Source organism: Acidovorax sp. MR-S7 (assembly GCF_000400995.2).
In the GTDB taxonomy this organism is placed as follows: domain Bacteria; phylum Pseudomonadota; class Gammaproteobacteria; order Burkholderiales; family Burkholderiaceae_C; genus MR-S7.
Window position 1 is genome coordinate 1 of the sequence record NZ_DF239007.1, and the last position, 19053, is coordinate 19053.

Annotated in this window: 17 protein-coding genes and 2 riboswitches; of the genes, 5 read left to right on the plus strand and 12 right to left on the minus strand. The window is 68.8% G+C overall.

The genetic code is table 11. The features are described from left to right. The coding region (locus AVS7_RS22880; protein ID WP_020230276.1) for a tyrosine-type recombinase/integrase at positions 1–148 on the plus strand (148 nt) is incomplete at its 5' end. Positions 149–220: 72 nt separating this feature from the next. Here the strand turns inward: AVS7_RS22880 and gcvP are convergent. From gcvP to AVS7_RS22910, 6 genes are all read right to left on the minus strand, one after another. After that, positions 221–3121 (minus strand): aminomethyl-transferring glycine dehydrogenase, encoded by a 2901-nt coding sequence (gcvP, locus tag AVS7_RS22885; RefSeq protein WP_020230277.1) that lies wholly within the window; start codon positions 3119–3121, stop codon positions 221–223. Positions 3122–3250: 129 nt separating this feature from the next. Further along, positions 3251–3625, minus strand: coding sequence for a glycine cleavage system protein GcvH (gcvH, locus tag AVS7_RS22890; protein WP_020230278.1), 375 nt, complete (start codon positions 3623–3625; stop codon positions 3251–3253). An 85-nt stretch (positions 3626–3710) separates the two neighbouring features. Beyond that, entirely contained in the window at positions 3711–4832 is a 1122-nt protein-coding gene (gene gcvT / locus AVS7_RS22895; protein WP_020230279.1) for a glycine cleavage system aminomethyltransferase GcvT, read from the minus strand. A gap of 43 nt (positions 4833–4875) precedes the next feature. Next, positions 4876–4992, minus strand: a riboswitch (glycine riboswitch). Between the two features lie 15 nt (positions 4993–5007). Then, a riboswitch (glycine riboswitch) is annotated at positions 5008–5097 on the minus strand. Positions 5098–5107: 10 nt separating this feature from the next. Next, on the minus strand, positions 5108–6385 hold the full coding sequence (locus AVS7_RS22900) for a TRAP transporter large permease (protein ID WP_020230280.1): 1278 nt from the start codon (positions 6383–6385) through the stop codon (positions 5108–5110). Next, the gene (locus tag AVS7_RS22905) at positions 6382–6876 is read right to left on the minus strand and encodes a TRAP transporter small permease (RefSeq protein WP_024002156.1); all 495 of its coding nucleotides are present in this window, start codon (positions 6874–6876) and stop codon (positions 6382–6384) included. The genes AVS7_RS22900 and AVS7_RS22905 overlap by 4 nt, the downstream gene beginning before the upstream one ends. Positions 6877–6944: 68 nt before the next feature. Continuing rightward, positions 6945–7916, minus strand: coding sequence for a TRAP transporter substrate-binding protein (locus AVS7_RS22910; protein ID WP_020230282.1), 972 nt, complete (start codon positions 7914–7916; stop codon positions 6945–6947). Positions 7917–8219: 303 nt separating this feature from the next. On the opposite strand from AVS7_RS22910, the gene AVS7_RS22915 reads away from it, so the two are divergent. Further along, a complete protein-coding gene (locus AVS7_RS22915) occupies positions 8220–8675 on the plus strand; it encodes an Lrp/AsnC family transcriptional regulator (protein WP_020230283.1) in 456 nt (151 codons plus the stop codon). A gap of 59 nt (positions 8676–8734) precedes the next feature. On the opposite strand, the gene AVS7_RS22920 is transcribed toward AVS7_RS22915, so the two are convergent. From AVS7_RS22920 to AVS7_RS22935, 4 genes are all read right to left on the minus strand, one after another. Then, positions 8735–9529, minus strand: coding sequence for an ABC transporter ATP-binding protein (locus tag AVS7_RS22920; RefSeq protein ID WP_020230284.1), 795 nt, complete (start codon positions 9527–9529; stop codon positions 8735–8737). Between the two features lie 11 nt (positions 9530–9540). Beyond that, entirely contained in the window at positions 9541–10425 is an 885-nt protein-coding gene (locus tag AVS7_RS22925) for an ABC transporter permease (RefSeq protein WP_034691476.1), read from the minus strand. 72 nt (positions 10426–10497) lie between these two features. Next, a complete protein-coding gene (locus AVS7_RS22930; RefSeq protein WP_020230286.1) occupies positions 10498–11466 on the minus strand; it encodes an ABC transporter substrate-binding protein in 969 nt (322 codons plus the stop codon). Positions 11467–11630: 164 nt separating this feature from the next. Then, on the minus strand, positions 11631–13337 hold the full coding sequence (locus AVS7_RS22935) for an electron transfer flavoprotein-ubiquinone oxidoreductase (protein WP_020230287.1): 1707 nt from the start codon (positions 13335–13337) through the stop codon (positions 11631–11633). 185 nt (positions 13338–13522) lie between these two features. On the opposite strand from AVS7_RS22935, the gene AVS7_RS22940 reads away from it, so the two are divergent. Beyond that, positions 13523–13942: a thioesterase family protein gene (locus AVS7_RS22940; protein ID WP_020230288.1), complete on the plus strand. Its 420-nt coding sequence runs from the start codon at positions 13523–13525 to the stop codon at positions 13940–13942. Here the strand turns inward: AVS7_RS22940 and AVS7_RS22945 are convergent, their stop codons facing one another. Both AVS7_RS22945 and AVS7_RS22950 read right to left on the minus strand, forming a co-directional pair. After that, positions 13943–15274: a HAMP domain-containing sensor histidine kinase gene (locus tag AVS7_RS22945; RefSeq protein WP_020230289.1), complete on the minus strand. Its 1332-nt coding sequence runs from the start codon at positions 15272–15274 to the stop codon at positions 13943–13945. Then, positions 15271–15945: a response regulator transcription factor gene (locus tag AVS7_RS22950; protein WP_020230290.1), complete on the minus strand. Its 675-nt coding sequence runs from the start codon at positions 15943–15945 to the stop codon at positions 15271–15273. Before AVS7_RS22950 ends, AVS7_RS22945 begins: the two co-directional genes overlap by 4 nt. Before the next feature lie 89 nt (positions 15946–16034). On the opposite strand from AVS7_RS22950, the gene AVS7_RS22955 reads away from it, so the two are divergent. Together AVS7_RS22955 and AVS7_RS22960 are read left to right on the plus strand one after the other, a co-directional pair. Beyond that, positions 16035–16733, plus strand: coding sequence for a phosphatase PAP2 family protein (locus AVS7_RS22955; RefSeq protein WP_020230291.1), 699 nt, complete (start codon positions 16035–16037; stop codon positions 16731–16733). A gap of 46 nt (positions 16734–16779) precedes the next feature. Continuing rightward, a complete protein-coding gene (locus AVS7_RS22960; RefSeq protein WP_020230292.1) occupies positions 16780–18528 on the plus strand; it encodes a phosphoethanolamine transferase in 1749 nt (582 codons plus the stop codon). Positions 18529–19053: the final 525 nt, after the last annotated feature.

The following is a 19053-nucleotide window of genomic DNA, read 5'->3' on the forward strand; positions in this document are numbered from 1 at the left end:
GTTTGCCACGCATCTGCTGCAATCGGGCTATGACATCCGCACGGTGCAGGAATTGCTGGGCCATGCCGATGTGAGTACCACCATGGTTTATACGCATGTGCTCAACAAGGGCGGGCGGGGCATTTTGAGCCCGCTCGATGCCCTGTAAAGCACAAAGGCCCGGTGACGGGCCTTTGTTGTTTGCTAGGGCAGCGCCATGGCGACGCTGGTTTGGCGCGCTTTACGCCAATTCGCTGACCGGCACGCAACTGCAGAACAGATTGCGGTCGCCGTACACGTTGTCCACGCGGCCCACGGGGCTCCAGTACTTCGCCCCGCGCAGGCTGGCCACGGGGTAGGCGGCGGCCTCGCGCGTGTAGGGGTGGGCCCAGTCGCCCGCGAGCAGGCTGGGGGCGGTGTGCGGCGCGTTCTTCAAAGGGTTGTCGTCCTGCGGCCAGGTGCCGCTCTCGACCTGGCGGATCTCCTCGCGGATGGCGATCATCGCGTCGATGAAGCGGTCCAGCTCGGCCAGGGTTTCGCTTTCGGTGGGTTCCACCATGAGCGTGTTGGCCACGGGGAAGCTCAGCGTGGGTGCGTGGAAGCCGTAGTCGATCAGGCGCTTGGCCACGTCCTCGGCCATCACGCCGCTGGTTTCCTTCAGGCCGCGCAGGTCCAGGATGCACTCGTGCGCCACGTGGCCGTTGGCCGATGCGTAGAGCGTGGGGTAGTGGTCCTTGAGGCGCGCGCTGATGTAGTTGGCGCTGAGGATGGCGGCTTCGGTGGCGGCCGTCAGGCCCTCGGCGCCCATCATGCGGATGTACATCCACGAGATCGGCAGCACGGCGGCGTTGCCCAGCGGTGCGGCCGATACCGCGCCCACGGCGCCGGTGCCGCCTGCCAGGCCCGCAGTGGCGTGGCCGGGCAGGTAGGGCACGAGGTCTTCGACCACGCACACCGGGCCCACGCCGGGGCCGCCGCCGCCGTGCGGGATGCAGAAGGTCTTGTGCAGGTTCAGGTGGCTCACGTCGCCGCCGAACTCGCCGGGCGCGGCCACGCCGACCAGGGCGTTCATGTTGGCGCCGTCCACGTACACGCGCCCGCCGTGCTGGTGCACGATCTGGCACAGCTCCTTGACCTGCGTCTCGAACACGCCGTGCGTGCTGGGGTAGGTGATCATCACGCAGGCGAGGTTCTGGCTGTGCTGCTCGCACTTGGCCTGCAGGTCGGCCATGTCCACGTTGCCGTTCTCGTCGCACTTGGTGACGACGACCTGCATGCCCACCATCTGCGCGCTGGCCGGGTTGGTGCCGTGGGCGCTGCTGGGGATCAGGCAGACGGTGCGGTGGCCCTGGCCCTGCGCGGCGTGGTAGGCCTTGATGGCCAGCAGGCCCGCGTATTCGCCCTGGCTGCCGGCGTTGGGCTGCAGGCTCACGCCGGCGTAGCCCGTGGCCTGGCACAGCCAGGCGCGCAGCTGTTCATCGAGCTGGCGGTAGCCCGCGAGCTGGTCGGCCGGCGCAAAGGGGTGTACCTGGGCGAACTCGGGCCAGGTGATGGGGATCATCTCGCTGGTGGCGTTGAGCTTCATGGTGCACGAGCCCAGCGGGATCATGCTGCGGTCCAGCGCCAGGTCCTTGTCGCTCAGTGCGCGGATGTAGCGCAGCATGCCGGTTTCGCTGTGGTGCGTGTTGAACACCGGGTGCGTGAGGAAGCTGCTGGTGCGGCGCAGTTCGGCAGGAATGAGGTCGTTGCCGTCGTCGAGCGCTTCGATGCCGGGGAGCGGCTGGCCGTCCTTGGCGAAGATGCTCCAGAGCAGCTCGATGTCGGCGCGCGTGGTGGTTTCGTCCAGCGAGATGCACAGGTAGTCGCCCCAGGCCTTGCGCAGGTTGGCGCCCTTGGCGACTGCGCGGGCGGCGATCGCATCGGTAGCGCCGTTGGTCTTCAGGCACAGCGTGTCGAACGCCGTGGTGTGGTGCTGCGCGGCGTAGCCGAGCTGCGCCAGGCCCCGGCTCAGAATGGCCGTGAAGCGCGCCACGCGCCGCGCGATGCGCGCCAGGCCCTCGGGGCCGTGGTAGACGGCGTACATGCTGGCGATGACGGCGGGCAGCACCTGCGCGGTGCAGATGTTGGAGGTGGCCTTCTCGCGGCGGATGTGCTGCTCACGCGTCTGCAGCGCGAGGCGGTAGGCGCTCTGGCCGTGCACGTCCACGCTCACGCCGACGAGGCGGCCGGGCAGGCTGCGCTTGAACTCGTCGCGGCAGGCCATGTAGGCGGCGTGCGGGCCGCCCGCGCCCATAGGCATGCCGAAGCGCTGCGTGGTGCCCACGACGATGTCGGCGCCCATTTCGCCCGGCGTTTTCAGCAGCGCCAGCGCCAGCAGGTCGGCGGCGAAGATGGCGGCAGCGCCCCGTGCGTGGATCTTGTCCACCTCGGCGCTCCAGTCCATCAGCCAGCCGCTGCTGCAGGGGTACTGGATCAGGGCGGCGAAGTAGTCATCGGCGGCGATGGCGGCGTCCCACTCGGCGGCGGAGTTGGCGAGCTTGACCGACAGGCCCAGCGGCGCGGCACGGGTTTGCATCACCTCGATGGTCTGCGGGTGCGCGTCGCCACTCACCACGATGGCGCTGCCCTTGGCCTTGACAGAGCGGCGCGCCAGCGTCATGGCCTCGGCGGCGGCCGTGGCCTCGTCGAGCATGGAGGCATTGGCGATCGGCATGCCCGTCAGGTCGCACACCATGGTCTGGAAGTTGACCAGCGCCTCCATGCGGCCCTGCGAGATCTCGGCCTGGTAGGGCGTGTAGGCGGTGTACCAGGCGGGGTTCTCCAGGATGTTGCGCAGGATGACGCCGGGCGTGTGCGTGCCGTAGTAGCCCTGGCCGATGAAGCTCCTGAGCACCTGGTTCCTGCCCGCGATGGCCCGGAGCTCGGCCAGCGCCTGTGCCTCGGTGGCCGGGGCGGGCAGGTCCATGGGCCGCGCGCGCGCGATGGAGCGCGGCACGATGGAGTCGATGAGCGCGCGGCGCGAGGCCTCGCCGATCACCGACAGCATGTGCGCTTCGTCCTGGGCGTCGATGCCGATGTGGCGGGGCTGGAATTCGGCCGCGTTTTCCAGCGCGGCAAGGGGCAGGGCGGCGGGCATCTGCATGGGGGACCGATCTCGAGGGCTATGGAAAAAGGAGCTGCTTGCGCTTGATATTCGCGGGTTTCAGGTGCGTTCTACGCTGAAACCGTTGACTGAGAAGCGCGAGCAGCTATGGTTTTTGAAGTGACGGGCTCAGGCGCTGGCGGCGAAGGCGGTGTAGGCCGTTTCGTCCATCAGGCCGTCGAGTTGGCCGGCGTCGGCCAGCTTCACCTTGAAGAACCAGCCTGCGCCCAGCGGGTCGCTGTTGGCCAGCGACGGATCGGCGCGGAGCTGCTCGTTGACTTCGACGATCTCGCCGGCCACGGGCATGTACACGTCGGCCGCGGCCTTCACCGACTCGACCACGCCGGCCACGTCGCCCTGCGCGAAGGTGGTGCCCACGGCGGGCAGGTCCACGAACACCACGTCGCCCAGCGCATCCTGCGCGTGGACGGTGATGCCGACGACGGCCGCTGCCGGGTCGGCGGCGTTGATCCATTCATGGTCCTTGGAAAACTGGATGCTCATGGGGGCTCCGTAAGAAAGTGGGAAGAAAAAGAGGGATTCGAGAAAGGCCAGCGTGCACTTTAGCCGCGCTTGCCGGCCGCGTTTGTCAGCCGCGGTAGTAGCGCGTCGGCACGAAGGGGGTGGCTGCCACCTCCATCGGCACGGCCTTGCCGCGCACGATGGCGTTCACGCGCGTGCCCACGGCCGCGAAGGCGGGCGCCACGTAGGCCAGGGCGATGGGCTTGTCGGCCGTGGGGCCCAGCAGGCCGCTGGTCACCTCGCCGATGCGCTGGCCGTCCTCGCTTTGCAGCTCGGTGTGCTCGCGCACGGGCACGCGCTCCAGCGCGATGAGGCCCACGCGCTTCCTCGCGAGGCTGGCGGGGGTGTCGATCTGCGCCAGCACTTTGTCCGCGCCGGGAAAGCCGCCCGCGCGCGCGCCGCCCGTGCGGCGCACCTTCTGGATGGCCCAGTTCAGCGCGGCCTCGGGCGGGGTGGTGGTGGTGTCGATGTCGTTGCCGTACAGGCACAGCCCGGCCTCCAGGCGCAGCGAGTTGCGCGCGCCCAGGCCGATGGGCTTGACTTCGGGCTGGGCGAGCAGCGCGCGCGCCAGGGCCTCGGCCTGGGCTGCGGGCACGGAGATCTCGAAGCCGTCCTCGCCCGTGTAGCCGCTGCGCGTGACGAAGCAGGGCGCGCCGGCGATGGTGAAGTGGCCGCCGGTCATGAACACCAGCTGCTCCACGCCGGGCGCGAGCCGCGCCAGCGCCGTGGCGGCCTGCGGGCCTTGCAGCGCGAGCAGGGCCTGGTCGGGCAGCGGTCGCACCTCGCAGCGCTGGCCGATGCGCGCCTGGATGTGGGCGATGTCGCCGGCCTTGCACGCGCCGTTGACGATCACGAACAGCGTGTCGTTGCCCTGGTTGAAGAACATCAGGTCGTCGATGATGCCGCCCTCGTCGTTCAGCAGCAGCCCGTAGCGCTGCTTGCCCACGGGCAGGTCGACCACGTCCACGGGCATCAGCGTCTCGAACGCGGCCGCGGCATCGGGGCCGACCAAGTGGAGCTGGCCCATGTGCGACACGTCGAACAGGCCCGCCGCCGTGCGCGTGTGGTGGTGCTCGGCCATCAGGCCGGAGGGGTACTGCACGGGCATGGAATAGCCCGCGAAGGGCACCATGCGGGCGCCCAGCTCGATGTGCAGGGCATTGAGGGGGGTGGTGAGCAGATCGGACATGGCAGTGGCGAAGGCAAATGGTGGAGCGATCTCTCGATCGCCGATTTGCCCCGCTGTCCGCTTTACCTGAGAGATTCACCCCGCCTGCATGGCATGTCGCGGGGCTTGCTCCTTCGGTGGGCCGCATGCTGTGCTGCGGCCTCTCTCCAGCAAGGGAAACGCCCGCATCCCTGCGGGCGTGTCGCCAGTCCTTTTGCCTGAGCGTTCGGCTGCTGCCTGCGCCTTCGGCGGCTTCCCTGGAGAAGCTCTCTCCTGGCGGGATGTGATTCTAGCCGCTAGCGCGCGTACACCAGGTCGCGCAGGAACAGCGAGATCGACGGCACGTAGGTGATGACCAGCAGGCACGCCAGGATCACGCCCACGAAGGGCAGCAGGTGGCCGACGATGCGGTCCAGCGAGATGCGCGCCACCGTGCAGGCCGCGAACAGGTTCACGCCGAAGGGCGGGGTGATCATGCCCAGGGCCAGGTTCACCACCATGATCAGGCCGAAGTGCACCGGGTCCACGCCGAAGTGCATCGCCACCGGCGCCAGGATGGGCGCGAGCACGATGATGGCGGCGCTGGTCTCGATGAACATGCCGATCACGAACAGCGACGCGTTCACGCCCAGCAGGAAGAGGGCGGGCGACTGCAGGACCTCCTGCAGCCAGCGGCCGATGGCGTCGGGCACGCCCGCGCGCGTGATGAGAAAGGCGAACAGCCCGGCGTTGGCGATGATGAACATGATCACCGCCGACGAGATGGCCGACTTGCGCAGGATGGCGTAGAGGTCCTTCACCCCGATTTCGCGGTAGATCAGCATGCCGACCACCAGCGCATAGAACACGGCCACGGCCGATGCCTCGGTGGGCGTGAACACGCCGCCGTAGATGCCGCCCAGAATGATGACGGGCATCAGCATCGCCCAGCCGGCCTGCAGCAGGGCCTTGCCGAAGGGCATGCGGCCGTCGCCGTCATGCTTGCCCCAGCCCTTCCACTTGCAATACACCCACACGAACAGCATGAGCGCGCCGCTGATCAGGATGCCAGGGCCGAAGCCGGCGATGAACAGCTCGCCGATCGACACCTCGGCGCTCACGCCGTAGAGGATCATGGGGATGGACGGCGGGATGATCACGCCCAGCTCGGCGCTGGTGGCCTGCAGCGCGGCGGCGTAGCTCGTGGGATAGCCGTGCTTGATGAGCGCGGGAATCAGGATGGCGCCGATGGCGAAGGTGGTCGCCACCGACGAGCCCGACACGGCCGCGAAGATCATGCAGGTGAGCACGCAGGTCATGGGCAGGCCGCCCTGCACGCCGCCGACGATGCTCTTGGCGAACTCCACGAGCCGGCGCGAGATGCCGCCGGTCTCCATGAGGTTGCCCGCCAGGATGAAGAAGGGGATGGCCGCCAGCGGGAATTTGTTGATCGAGGTGAACATCTCCTTCACCGCGATCAGCATGTTGGCATTGGCCGCCTGGATGCCCAGGATGGACGCGAGGCCGATGGACACGGCCACGGAAATGGTGAGCGCGAAGCACAGCACCATGGTCGAAATCATCACGGCGGTCATTGCGCGGTCTCCAGTTCTTCACGGCGCGGGTCGAGCAGGTTGCCCACGATGCCGGGAATGCAGAACAGCCCCCCCACCGGAATGGCGAGATACGCCCAGAACATGGACACCGACTCCAGCCCGGCCATGGTCTGCACGCCGCCGCGTTGGGCGTAGTCCCAGCCCCACCAGATCAGCACGCCGATGAGGGCGAGCGCAGCCAGGCACACCACCCAGTCGAGCACGCGGCGGATGGCGGGCGGGCTCCAGCGGTAGAGCACGTCCACGCTGACCATGGCGCCCTGGCGGAAGGCCAGGGGGATGGCGAGGAACACCATCCAGATGAGGCTGAAGCGGATCAGCACCTCGGTCCATTCGGCGGGTTCCTCGAAGACGAAGCGCATCAGGATCTGGAACATGCCGAGCGCCGAGGCGATCGCCAGCATGGCGCAGGCGCCCGCCATGGCGATGCCGGTGCTCCAGCGTTCCAATGTGAGAAAGGCGTTTTTCATGAAAGAAAAAGCCCGCTGGCGCTATACCGGCGGGCGTGAATAGCTATCGAAAATGAAGCGGCAAGAGCTTACTTGTAGTTGCGGATCTTGTCGAGGTTGGCCTTGCCGAAATCTTTCTCGAACTGCGCGTTCACGGGGGCCAGGGCTGCAACGAACTTGGACTTGTCCAGGTCGTCGATCACCGTCATGCCCTTGGAGCGCAGGTCGGCCACGCCCTTGGCGTCGTCCTCGTCCACGCGGGCGCGGTTGGCCTTGGTGCCTTCCTTGGCGGCTTCGAGGAAGGCCTGCTTGTCGGCGGCCGAGAGCTTGTCGAACACTGCCTTGTTCATCACGAAGATGCAGGGCGAGTACACGTGGCCGGTGAGCGACAGGTGCTTTTGCACCTGGTCGAACTTGGCCGAGATGATGACGGGCAGCGGGTTCTCCTGCCCATCCACCGTGCCCTGCTGCAGGGCGGTGAACACCTCGGGGAAGGCCATGGGCGTGGTGATGATGCCGAAGCCCTTGTACGCGGCGATGTGCACGGGGTTTTCCATCGTGCGCATCTTCAGGCCCTTGAGGTCCTCGGGGCCCTTCACGTCGCGCTTGCTGTTGGTCATGTGGCGGAAGCCGTTTTCCGCCCAGGCCAGGGCCTTGAAGCCCTTGGCGTCGAACTTGGCCAGCAGGTCCTGGCCGATCGGGCCGTCGAGCACGGCGCGCGCATGCGCCTTGTCGCGGAACAGGAAGGGCACGTCCAGGATCTTGGTCTCGGGCACGAAGTTGGGGATGGGGCCGGTGGAGCTGAAAGCCAGCTCCTGGGTGCCGAGCTGCACGGACTCGATGGATTCGCGCTCGCCGCCCAGCGACCCGTTGTAGAAGGTCTGGATCTTGTAGCGGCCGCCGGTGCGCTTCTCGACTTCCTTGGCGAAGGTGTCGATGGCTACGCCCTGGTGCGAGTTCTGCGCCACCGAGATGCTGATGCGCATGGTGGTTTGCGCATAGGCGGTGGCGGTGATACCCAGTGCCAAGCCCAGGCCCAGCGCGAGTTTGGTCAATTGCATGCTCTCTCCTGTCGATGTGCGTGAATCCATAATTACGGGAAAATTATGGCGGTGCAGCATGGCCATCGCCATCCGGGTTTCTGCTGGGATGGTGGCGAAGAGAGCAGGGAAGGGAGGTCTTGCCAAGCCCCCGCCCGGCGGTAACCGGGCGGGGTCTCGTCAATGTCGTGCGCCCCGGTAAGAGCGCCTTGATGCAGCAAGTATGCGTTCCACGTGGCGGATGGATTTGCTGAATTTCTCCTATGTTTATGCATTTGCAGAAAATTTTTCTGCAGAACGCGCTCTGAAGGAATAATCGGGCGCATGGACCGCCTCGACCGAAAAATCCTCTCCGTCCTGCAGGCCGATGCACGTGCCAGCCTGCAGGAGATCGGCGCCGCCGTGGGCCTGAGCCCCTCGCCCTGCTGGGGCCGCATCAAGAAGATGGAAGAGGCCGGCGTGATCGAGGGCTACACTGTGCGCCTCAACCCGCAGGCGCTGGACCTCGCCGACACGGTGCTGGTGCAGGTGACGCTGGACAGCCACTCCGACAACACGCTGGAGAAGTTCGGCGAGGTGCTCGCGAGCATCCCCGAAGTGGTGGAGGCGCATCTTGTTTCGGGCGACTACGACTACCTGCTGCGCGTGGTGGTCAAGGACACGCGCGACTACGAGCGCCTGCTGCGCGAGAAGCTCTACAAGATCAAGGGCATACGCCACAGCCGCTCCAGCTTCGTGCTGCGCACGCTGAAGAAGGCCGACCTGCCGCTCGGGGTTTAGAGAAAAATTGGCCTCTAGCGCTTGCCTGACAAGCGCTGGGAGCTATCAAAAGGGGAGCTTCAGCCGAGCAGCAGCGCGTCGTCGGCGAGCTTCTCGCCGCGCACCTTCTCGAACATCTTCAGCAAGTCGGGCACATCCAGGCGCGCGCGCTCGTCGCCCGACACGTCCAGCACCACCTGGCCCTGGTGCAGCATCACCGTGCGCTGGCCCACGTCCAGCGCCTGACGCATGCTGTGCGTGACCATCATGGTGGTGAGCTGGTTCTCGGACACGATGCGCGCGGTGAGCTGCAGCACGAAGTCGGCCGTGCGGGGGTCGAGCGCGGCGGTGTGCTCGTCCAGCAGCAGGATGCGCGAGGGCTGCAGCGCGGCCATGAGCAGGCTCACGGCCTGGCGCTGGCCGCCCGAGAGCAGGCCGATGCGGTCGGTCAGGCGGTTTTCTAGCCCCAGGCCCAGCGTCGCCAGGCGGTCGCGGAACAGCGCGCGCTCGGACTGCTTCACGGCCCCGCGCAGGCTGCGGCGCGTGCCGCGCTGCTGGGCCAGGGCCATGTTCTCCTCGATGGTCAGGTCTTCGCAGGTGCCGGCCATCGGGTCCTGGAACACGCGCGCCACGCGCTGGGCGCGCGCCCACACGGGCTGGCGCGTCACGTCCTGCCCGTCGATGGCGATGCGGCCGGTGTCCACCCCCAGGTCGCCCGAGATGGCGTTGAGGAAGGTGGACTTGCCCGCGCCGTTGGAGCCGATCACGGTAACGAACTGGCCCGCGGGGATGTCCAGCGACATGCCGCGTAGCGCGCGCGTCTCGATGGGCGTGCCGGGGTTGAAGGTGATGTGCAGGTCTTGGGCGATCAGCATGGCGATTCCTTTCAGCGGCGCGCAGCCAGCTTGCGCTTGAGCTGGGGAATGACGAGTGCGATGGTCACGAGCACGGCGGTGACCAGGTTCAGGTCCTGCGCCTTGAGGCCGATGAAGTCGCTGTTGAGCGCCAGCGCGATGAAGAAGCGGTAGACGATGGCGCCGATGATGACGGCCAGCGTGGCCAGCACCAGCTTGCGCGAGGGCAGGATGCTCTCGCCCACGATGACCGCCGCCAGGCCGATGACGATGGTGCCGATGCCCATGGAAATGTCGGAGCCGCCCTGCGTCTGCGCGAAGAGGGCGCCGGCCAGCGCCACCAGCGCATTCGACACCGCCATGCCCAGCAGCACCATGGCGCCGGTGTTGATGCCCTGTGCGCGCGCCATGCGCGCGTTGGAGCCCGTGGCGCGGATGGCCAGGCCCCGCTCGGTGGAGAAGAACCAGTCCATCGCCAGCTTGGCCGCCACCACGATCACCAGCAGCAGCAGGGGGCGCGACCAGTAGTCCTCCAGCCCCGGCGGCTGCAGCAGGGTGAACAGCGTGTCGTCGTTGATCAGCGGCACGTTGGGCCCGCCCATGATGCGCAGGTTGATGGAGTACAGCGCGATCATCATGAGGATGGAGGCCAGCAGGTCCATGATCTTCAGGCGCACGTTGAGCCAGCCCGTGGCCAGGCCCGCCACCGCGCCCGCCGCCGCTGCGGCCGCAGTGGCCACGTAGGGGTTGGTGCCCGAGGAGATCAGGATGGCGCAGACCGCGCCGCCCAGCGGGAAGCTGCCGTCCACCGTCAGGTCGGGAAAGCGCAGCAGCCGGAACGAGATGAACACGCCCAGCGCGACGAGGCTGAAGATCAGGCCGATCTCGACGGCCCCGAGCAGGGAAAAGAGTGACATGGACAGCGGCGGCGTTCGGGGAAAACAAAACAGGAGCCGCATGCGGCTCCTGCGTCTACAAGTCTTGCGACTTTACTGGATCACCTGGACGGCGGACTTCACCAGCGATTCGGGCAGCTTCACGCCCTGCTTCTCGGCGGCGCCGGGGTTCACGTACAGCTCCATCTTGGTGCTGATCTCGGGCTTGATGTCGCCGGGCTGCTCGCCCTTGAGGATGCGCACCACCATGCGGCCGGTCTGCTCGCCCAGGTCGCGGTAGTTGATGCCCAGGGCGGCGATGGCGCCGCGCTTGACGCTGTCGGTGTCGGAGGCGACCAGCGGCAGCTTGGCCTCCTGGCCCACCTTCACGAGCGCCTCGTAGGCCGAGACCACGTTGTTGTCGGTGTTGGTGTAGATCACGTCGGCCTTGCCGATCAGCGAGCGTGCGGCGCTGCCCACGTCCACGGAGCGGGGGGCGGAGGCTTCCACCAGCGTCATGCCCAGCTTGGGCAGCAGCGCCTTGAGTTCCTTGACCACCACCACCGAGTTCGCCTCGCCGGGGTTGTAGACCATGCCCACGCGCTTGGCACCGGGCACGACCTGCTTGAGCAGGTCCATCTGCTTGTCCAGCGCCAGCAGGTCGGACACGCCGGTCACGTTGGTCTTGGAGGGCTCCCAGCTCTTGACGAGCTTGGCGGCCACGGGGTCGGTCACGGCGGAGAACACCACGGGCACGCTCTTGGTGGCGGCCACCACGGCCTGGGCCGAGGGCGTGGCGATGGCGACGATGGCGTCGGGCTTGTCGCCCACGAACTTGCGCGCGATCTGCGCGGCCGTGCCGGTGTTGCCCTGCGCGCTCTGGTATTGCCACTTGAGGTTCTTGCCTTCCTCGAAGCCGGCGGCCTTGAGGGCATCCTTCACGCCGTCGCGCACCGAATCCAGGGCCGGGTGCTCGACGATGGCCGTGATGGCCACGGACTTCTGCTGCGCGTGGGCTGCGGGGGCGAGGGCGGCGATTGCCAGTGCGAATGCGCCCAGCGGCGCCCAGGACAAGCTCTTCATTTCTATTCCATCTCCAATGTGGTCTGAGGGGCCGCCCCGGGATGCGGGGCGGACGGGGCGCAAGTCTACAGGCTGGGCAGCCTGGGCACGGGTTGAAGACCGGATCGACCGCTTGCGCCCATGCAGAAAGCGCTAGCAGCTATCTTTTGGATAGCGGTCGGCGCTCACATGCCCGAGTAGTTCGGCCCGCCGCCGCCCTCGGGCGTGACCCAGACGATGTTCTGCGTCGGGTCCTTGATGTCGCAGGTCTTGCAGTGCACGCAGTTCTGCGCGTTGATCTGCAGGCGCTGGGCATTGCCGCCCTGGGCCTCGTCGGGCACGAACTCGTACACGCCGGCGGGGCAGTAGCGCGCCTCGGGGCCGGCGTATTTCGCCAGGTTCACGTTCACCGGCACGCTCGCGTCCTTGAGCGTGAGGTGCGCGGGCTGGTCCTCGGCGTGGTTGGTGTTGCTGATGAACACGCTGGAGAGGCGGTCGAAGGTCAGCTTGCCGTCGGGCTTGGGGTAGACGATGGGCTTGCACTCGGCCGCCGGCTTGAGGTAGGCGTGGTCGGGCGTGTCGCGGTGCAGCGTCCAGGGGATGTGGCCCTTGAGCACGAACTGCTCGATGCCGTTCATGACTGTGGCGGTGAACAGGCCCTTCTTGAACCAGGCCTTGAAGTTGCGGGCCTTGTTGAGTTCCGTATAGAGCCAGCTCGCCTCGAAGGCGCGGGGGTAGGCGGCTAGCTCGTCGTGCTGGCGGCCGGCCGTGATGGCCTCGTAGGCCGCCTCGGCGGCCAGCATGCCCGTCTTGATGGCGGCGTGGCTGCCCTTGATGCGGCTCACGTTCAGGAAGCCCGCGTCGCAGCCCACCAGCGCGCCGCCGGGGAACACGAACTTGGGCAGGCTCATGAGGCCGCCGGCCGTGATGGCGCGCGCGCCGTAGCCCAGGCGCTTGGCGGGCTTGATGCCCTTGGATTCGTCGCCCTCCAGGTACCAGCGGATGTTGGGATGCGTCTTCCAGCGCTGCATCTCCTCGAAGGGGCTCAGGTAGGGGTTGCTGTAGTCCAGCCCGGTGATGAAGCCCAGCGTGACCTTGTTGTCCTCCATGTGGTAGAGGAAGGCGCCGCCGTAGGTCTTGCTGTCCATGGGCCAGCCGGCGGTGTGCAGCACGAAGCCGGGCTGGTGGCGCTTGGGGTCGATCTCCCACAGCTCCTTGACGCCGATGCCGTAGGTCTGCGGGTCGCGTCCCTCGTCGAGCTGGTAGCGCGCGATGAGCTGCTTGCCCAGGTGGCCGCGCGCGCCTTCGGCGAAGATGGTGTACTTGGCGTGCAACTCCATGCCGAGCTGGAAGTCGCCGGTGGGCTCGCCGTCCTTGCCCACGCCCATGTTGCCGGTGGCCACGCCCTTGACGGAGCCGTCGTCGTTGTAGAGCACCTCGGCGGCGGCGAAGCCCGGGAAGATCTCCACGCCCAGGCTCTCCGCCTGCTCGGCCAGCCAGCGCACCACGTTGCCCAGGCTGACGATGTAGTTGCCGTGGTTCTGGAAGCACTCGGGCAGCACGAAGTTGGGCGTGCGCAGCGACGACTGCTCGCCCAGGAAGACCATCGCGTCGTCGGTCACGGGCTGGTTCAGGGGGGCGCCCTTGGCCTTCCAGTCGGGGATCAGCTCGGTGAGCGCGCGCGGGTCCATGATGGCGCCCGAGAGGATGTGCGCGCCGGGTTCGGAGCCCTTTTCGAGCACGACGACGGAGACGTCCTGTCCGTTCGTTGCGGCCATCTGCTTGAGGCGGATGGCCGTGGCCAGCCCGCCCGGGCCGCCCCCGACCACCACCACGTCGTATTCCATGGCTTCGCGCGGGCCGTAGGTGCTGAGGATCTCGTCGTTCGTCATGGGTGTCTCTTTTCGCTTCGATAATTGTGAAAACGTGCGAACGGCCCCGCGGGGAGCGGCAGTCCGGCTTGCGGCCGATTGTATTCACCGCTGCTGCAGAAAATCGCACGATCGTTCCATTTTGTGCCGCAGGGGAGACAACGGCCGCGCGCCGTGCGCCCGGGCGCCCACGCACACCCTGACCCATGAAGATAGACATTCCCGAACGCAAGAAGCTGGTCCTGGAAACGCGCTTTCCCGTGCGCTGGGGCGACATGGACGCCATGGGCCACGTGAACAACGCGGTGTACTTCCGCTACATGGAAACCGCGCGCATCGACTGGATGGTGTCCGTGGGCTGCAACCCCGGCCCGCAGGGCCAGGGGCCGGTGGTGGTCAACGCGTTCTGCAACTTCCACCGCCAGTTCGCCTACCCGGACGAGGTGCTGCTCAAGCTGTATGTGAGCGACCCGGGCCGCACCACGTTCGAGACCTGGGCGACCATGGAGCGCGCCGCCGAGCCCGGCGTGGTGTGCGCCGCGGGCGGGGCCACGGTCATCTGGGTGGACTTTCCCCTGCAGAAGGCGGCCACGCTGCCCGGCTGGCTGCGCGCGGTGGTGGAGTGACTATGCGGGCTGGAGCACCAGCCGCGCCTCGAAGCCGCTGCTGCGGCCCTCCAGCGGGGAGGTGAGCGTGAGCCGCGCGTCGTGCTTGTGCGCGATGGTGGCCACGATGGACAGTCCGAGCCCGTAGCCCGCGCGGTCCGCGCTCTGGCGCACGTGGCGCTGCTGCAGGGTCTGCAGCCGGTCGGGCCCCACGCCGGGGCCGTGGTCGCGCACCGCGAGCACGGGGCCGGGGCCCACGACGATCTCCACGGGGCTCCGGGGTGCGTAGTTCAGCGCGTTTTCCACCAGGTTGCGCAACGCGATCGCCAGGGCGTCGAAATCGCCCAGGGCCATGGGCGCGCCGGCCTCGCCGGCCGTGGTGAGGTCGAGCCGGTCGGCCGCGCGCTCCTCCTGCCAGAACTCCTGCGCCACCGTGGCGGCCAGCCGGGCCAGGTCCACGGGATGGCGGGCGAGGGGCGCGCTGGATTCGGCGCGCGAGAGCTGCAGCAGCTTCTCGGTGCGGTGGCTCAGGGTCTGCAGCGCATCCACGGCGGCCTGCACGTCCGCGCGGTGCAGGCCGTGCTCCAGCGCGGTCTGCAGCCGCAGGCGGGCGGTGGCCAGCGGGGTGCGCAGCTCGTGGGCGGCGTTGGCGGCCAGCGCGCGCTCCACGTCCAGCGCCTGGTCCAGGCGCTCCAGCAGCAGGTTCACGTCTTCACCCACGGCCTGCAGCTCGGCCGGCAGGCCCGCCAGCGCCAGCGGGCGCAGGTCGCCGCCGCCGCGCTCGCCGATCTGCCGCTGCAGCCGCTCCAGCACCTTCAGCTCGCGCGTGGCGACGCCGGGCAGGGCCCAGGCGAGCGCCGCGAGCGCGATGACGGCGGCCACCAGCAGCACCAGCAGGGTTTCGCGCCATTCGTGGTTGCGCTCCGACAGCGGGTCGGCCAGCAGGAAAAAGAGCGCCTGCCGAGGGTGGCGCACCACGTGCAGGCGCCATTCTTTCGTGTCGTGGAAGCCTGGGGCCAGGGGCGTGGCCAGCACCTGCGCGGGGGCCTGGCGCGAGCGCAGCAGCACGTTGCCCTGCGCATCCGCGATCTGGTAGACCAGCGGCGCGTCGGGAAACAGCGGCTCGTCGGCGATCACCGGCTGCCCCGCGGCAGCGCCGGGCGCGGCGCGCTGGAGCTGGAACATGGCCACGTCGAACATGCGGTGCGCGCTCTCGGCCAGCTCGGCGTCGAAGTTCTCCTCGATCTCGTGGTTCAAATAGAAGGCGACGGCCAGCACGCACAGCACCCATACCAGGGCCAGCCGCAGCACCAGCGCGCGCGCCAGCCGGTGCGCCAGGGTGGAGGTGGTCATGCGGCGCCCGGCCCGCCCAGCGCCAGCCGGTAGCCCAGGCCGCGCAGCGTCTCGATGTGCTCGCGCCCGAGCTTGCGCCGCAGGCGGCTGATGAACACCTCCAGCGTGTTGCTGTCGGTCTCGTCGCCCCAGCCGTAGAGGGCGTCCTGCAGGTTCTCGCGCGTGTGGATGCGGCCGGGGCGCGTGGCCAGCACGCGCAGCAGGGCCCATTCCTTGTGCGTCAGCGCGATGGGCACGCCGGCGCGGCGCACCTGCTCGCGTGCCAGGTCGATCTGCAGGTCGCCCAGCGCCAGCACCGGTGCGTCGGCGGCGCCGCGGCGGCGCTCCACGGCGCGCAGGCGCGCCAGCAGCTCGCCGGGGTCGTAGGGCTTGATGAGGTAGTCGTCCGCGCCCGCGTCCAGCCCGCGGATGCGGTCGCTGACCTGGTCGCGCGCGGTGAGCACGATGACGATGGGGCGCTCCTGCAGCGCGCGCACCTGCGGCAGCAAGGCCAGGCCGTCGCCGTCGCTCAGGTGCAGGTCCAGCAGCACGGCGGCGTAGCGGGCGGTGCGCAGCAGGGCGCCGGCCTGCGCGAGGCTGGGCGCAGCGTCCACCACGAAGGCCTTGGCGCGCAGGTAGCCGCACACGGCGTCGGACAGGGCCAGATCGTCTTCGACCAGCAGCACACGCATGGGGGTTCCGAGGGGTTGTCTTGCCAGCGGCGAGTGTAGTGGGGCGCCCGTTCAGGGGGCGTTCAGGCGCGGCTCCTAGGCTCGCGCGCATGCTCCATTCTTCCCGGCGCAGGCTTGCGCTGACGCTGCTGCTGCTCGTGCCCCTCCTTGCCTGGGATGCCTCGGGCCTCGATCTGCCCCTGGCCCGCCTGTTCGGCACCGCCCAGGGCTTTGCCTGGAGCGGCCAGCCGGCTTTCGTGCTGCTGCTGCACAAGCTGCCGCGCGCCCTCAGCACGGCCGCGGTGCTGGCGCTGGCGTGGGGCGTCTGGCGGCCCTGGGGCTTTCTGCGCGCGCTGCCGGCGGCGGACCGGCGCCAGCTCGTTCTCTCCGTCGTCCTGGCGATGGTGGCTGTCACCGCGCTCAAGCGGCTGTCGGCCACGAGCTGCCCGTGGGACCTGGCGGAGTTCGGCGGCGTGGCGCGCTATGTGTCGCACTGGCATTGGGGCGTGTACGACCAGGGGCCGGGGCATTGCTTCCCGGCGGGCCATGCCTCGGCGGGGTTCGGCTTCGTGGCCGGCTGGTTCGTGCTGCGCCGTGCCGTGCCGCGCCTGGCAGGGCCCTGGCTGGCGGCGGCGCTGGCGTTCGGCTGCGTGCTGGGGCTGGCGCAGCAGGTGCGCGGCGCGCACTACATGAGCCACACGCTCTGGTCGGCCTGGGCCTGCTGGGTGGCGGGGCTGCTGGTGGAGGAGGCCGTGCAGGCCTGGCGGCGCGCCCCCGCCATGGCGGATACAAAGCTGAACGGAACCTGAGCGCGGCATTCAGCGGCGCTTCAGCGCCGGAAAAGACGATGGCGCGATGCTCCGTTTCGCCGCCGCTCCCGCCAACGCCTCCCCCTTCTCCGCGCACCACAGGCTGATCCAGCCGCTGCAGGCCTGCCTGCGCCGCATCGACGGCTGGATGGCCGCGCCGCTGTCGGCCCAGCAGGCGGTGCTGCGCCTGTCGCTGTACCTGGTGCTCGCGGCCAACTGGCCGCTGTGGCTGCAGGTGGCGCGCATCGGCGGTGGGCCGGGTGCCGTGCTGCGCACCAGCGCGGCCCTGGCGGTGCTGGTCGCCTGCGGCATGGCGGCCATCCTGGCGTTCACTGCCTGGACGCGCGGAATGAAGCTGCTCTGGTGGCTGGTGGCGCTGGTGGCTGCGCTGGCGCAGCACTACATGCTGACCTACGGCGTGGTGATGGACCCCGGCATGGCCGCCAGCGTGCTCCAGACCGACATGCGCGAGGCGGCGGACCTGATCGGCCCGCGCATGCTGGTGTCCGTGGCGGCCGTGATGCTGCTGCCCACCTGGTGGCTGCTGCGCCTGCGCATCCCCGCCATGCGGCCGCTGCGCCAGGCGGGGCGCAACGCGGGGCTGCTGGTGCTGGCGCTGGCCATGGCGGCGGGCACGGTGGCGGCCACCGCGCGCGACCTGGCGCCGCTGATGCGCAACCACCCCCAGCTGCGCTACCTCATGAACCCGCTGGCCAGCCTGTATTCCACGGCCGCCGCCGCCGTGCGGCCTGCCTTGGCGCGCAACCGCGTGCTGCTGCCCATGGCGCAGGGTGCGGCGCTGGGCGCCACGCATGCGGCCGGCGCGCGGCCGCTGCTGTTCGTGCTGGTGGTGGGCGAGACGGCGCGGGCCGACCACTTCGGCCTCAACGGCTACGGCCGCGACACCACGCCCGCGCTGGCGGCGCGCGACGTGCTGAGCTGGCGAAACGTGCGCTCGTGCGGCACCAGCACGCTGGCGTCGGTGCCGTGCATGTTCTCGCCGCTGGGCAAGGAGGCGTTCGAGTCGCGCAAGGACGATACCGAGAACCTGCTGGACGTGGTGCAGGCCGCCGGCCTGGCCGTGCTCTGGCTGGACAACCAGTCCGGCTGCAAGGGCGTGTGCGACCGCGTGCCGAACGCCTTCGCCTCCGAGGGCCTGCCGCGCGAGGCGCGTGCCGCCCTGTGCCCGGGCGGCGAATGCGGCGACGAGGCGATGCTGCACGGCCTGGACGAGCGCCTGGCTGTCTTGCCTGCCGAGCAGCGTGCGCGGGGTGTGCTGCTGGTGCTGCACCAGATGGGTAGCCACGGGCCGGCGTACTACAAGCGCTCCACCGCGCAGACCAAGCGCTTCCTGCCCGAGTGCCGCACCGAGGTGCTGGCCAACTGCGCGCATGGCGAGCTGGTCAACGCCTATGACAACTCCATTGCCGCCACCGACGCCTTCCTGGGGCGCACCATCGACTGGCTGCGCGCCCAGTCGGCGCGCTACGACACGGGCCTGCTGTACCTGAGCGACCACGGCGAGTCGCTGGGCGAGTACGGGCTGTTCCTGCACGGCATGCCTTACAGCGTGGCGCCCGATGTGCAAAAGCACGTGCCCATGGTGGCGTGGCTGGACGCATCGCTCGCGCGCCGCGAGGGCTTGTCTGCCGCCTGCCTGCGCGCGGGGGGCGATGCGGCGTTGACGCACGACCATCTCTACCACACGGTGCTGGGTGTGCTGGATGTGCGGTCGCCTACCTACCGGCCTGTGCTGGATGCCTTTGCGGGGTGTAGGGGTGGAAATGGGCTGTAGCGCTTATGTGAAAAGCGCGGGCAGCTATTCTTTTTGAGTCTTGGCTAGTTGTTTTGATGTTGCTGGCCGGGACTCGCCCCGGCGGGCGACCTCCTTTTCTTGCTCGTGCAAGAAAAGGAGGCAAAAGAAGCACGCCCCAAGTCTGCGACCCCTTCGCTGCGCTACGGGGCAAACCTGCGGCGAGGGGCTTGCGGGGTGCGCCGTGGAACTCACTGCGCGCCTGCGGCGCTCCGTTCAAACAACCACGGCGAGCCAGACAACGAAGCATGGGCGCTGCGACGCCCATGCCACCCCGCAAGCCCCTCGCCGCAGGCGCAGCCACAGGGGTGGGGGACGATCCGGGCCATCGCTGCGCTTGGCCTGGCCTTCGCGGCGCGTAGCGCCTGCGCGTTGGGGGCCGAGCGCAGCGATGGCCCGTGTCGTCCCCACCCCTTCTGTATGCGCCTGGGGCGCAATGCTTGCGGGGTGTGCATGGGCGTCGAAGCGCCCATGCTTCGTGAACTGACTCGCCGCGGTTGTTTGAAC

Excerpts from the sequence above, each read along its gene's own strand:
- gcvP (WP_020230277.1), bottom strand. The coding sequence starts at position 3,121 with ATGCAGATGCCCGCCGCCCTGCCCCTTGCCGCGCTGGAAAACGCGGCC.
- gcvH (WP_020230278.1), bottom strand. The coding sequence starts at position 3,625 with ATGAGCATCCAGTTTTCCAAGGACCATGAATGGATCAACGCCGCCGAC.
- gcvT (WP_020230279.1), bottom strand. The coding sequence starts at position 4,832 with ATGTCCGATCTGCTCACCACCCCCCTCAATGCCCTGCACATCGAGCTG.
- AVS7_RS22900 (WP_020230280.1), bottom strand. The coding sequence starts at position 6,385 with ATGACCGCCGTGATGATTTCGACCATGGTGCTGTGCTTCGCGCTCACC.
- AVS7_RS22905 (WP_024002156.1), bottom strand. The coding sequence starts at position 6,876 with ATGAAAAACGCCTTTCTCACATTGGAACGCTGGAGCACCGGCATCGCC.
- AVS7_RS22910 (WP_020230282.1), bottom strand. The coding sequence starts at position 7,916 with ATGCAATTGACCAAACTCGCGCTGGGCCTGGGCTTGGCACTGGGTATC.
- AVS7_RS22915 (WP_020230283.1), top strand. The coding sequence starts at position 8,220 with ATGGACCGCCTCGACCGAAAAATCCTCTCCGTCCTGCAGGCCGATGCA.
- AVS7_RS22920 (WP_020230284.1), bottom strand. The coding sequence starts at position 9,529 with ATGCTGATCGCCCAAGACCTGCACATCACCTTCAACCCCGGCACGCCC.
- AVS7_RS22925 (WP_034691476.1), bottom strand. The coding sequence starts at position 10,425 with ATGTCACTCTTTTCCCTGCTCGGGGCCGTCGAGATCGGCCTGATCTTC.
- AVS7_RS22930 (WP_020230286.1), bottom strand. The coding sequence starts at position 11,466 with ATGAAGAGCTTGTCCTGGGCGCCGCTGGGCGCATTCGCACTGGCAATC.
- AVS7_RS22935 (WP_020230287.1), bottom strand. The coding sequence starts at position 13,337 with ATGACGAACGACGAGATCCTCAGCACCTACGGCCCGCGCGAAGCCATG.
- AVS7_RS22940 (WP_020230288.1), top strand. The coding sequence starts at position 13,523 with ATGAAGATAGACATTCCCGAACGCAAGAAGCTGGTCCTGGAAACGCGC.
- AVS7_RS22945 (WP_020230289.1), bottom strand. The coding sequence starts at position 15,274 with ATGACCACCTCCACCCTGGCGCACCGGCTGGCGCGCGCGCTGGTGCTG.
- AVS7_RS22950 (WP_020230290.1), bottom strand. The coding sequence starts at position 15,945 with ATGCGTGTGCTGCTGGTCGAAGACGATCTGGCCCTGTCCGACGCCGTG.
- AVS7_RS22955 (WP_020230291.1), top strand. The coding sequence starts at position 16,035 with ATGCTCCATTCTTCCCGGCGCAGGCTTGCGCTGACGCTGCTGCTGCTC.
- AVS7_RS22960 (WP_020230292.1), top strand. The coding sequence starts at position 16,780 with ATGCTCCGTTTCGCCGCCGCTCCCGCCAACGCCTCCCCCTTCTCCGCG.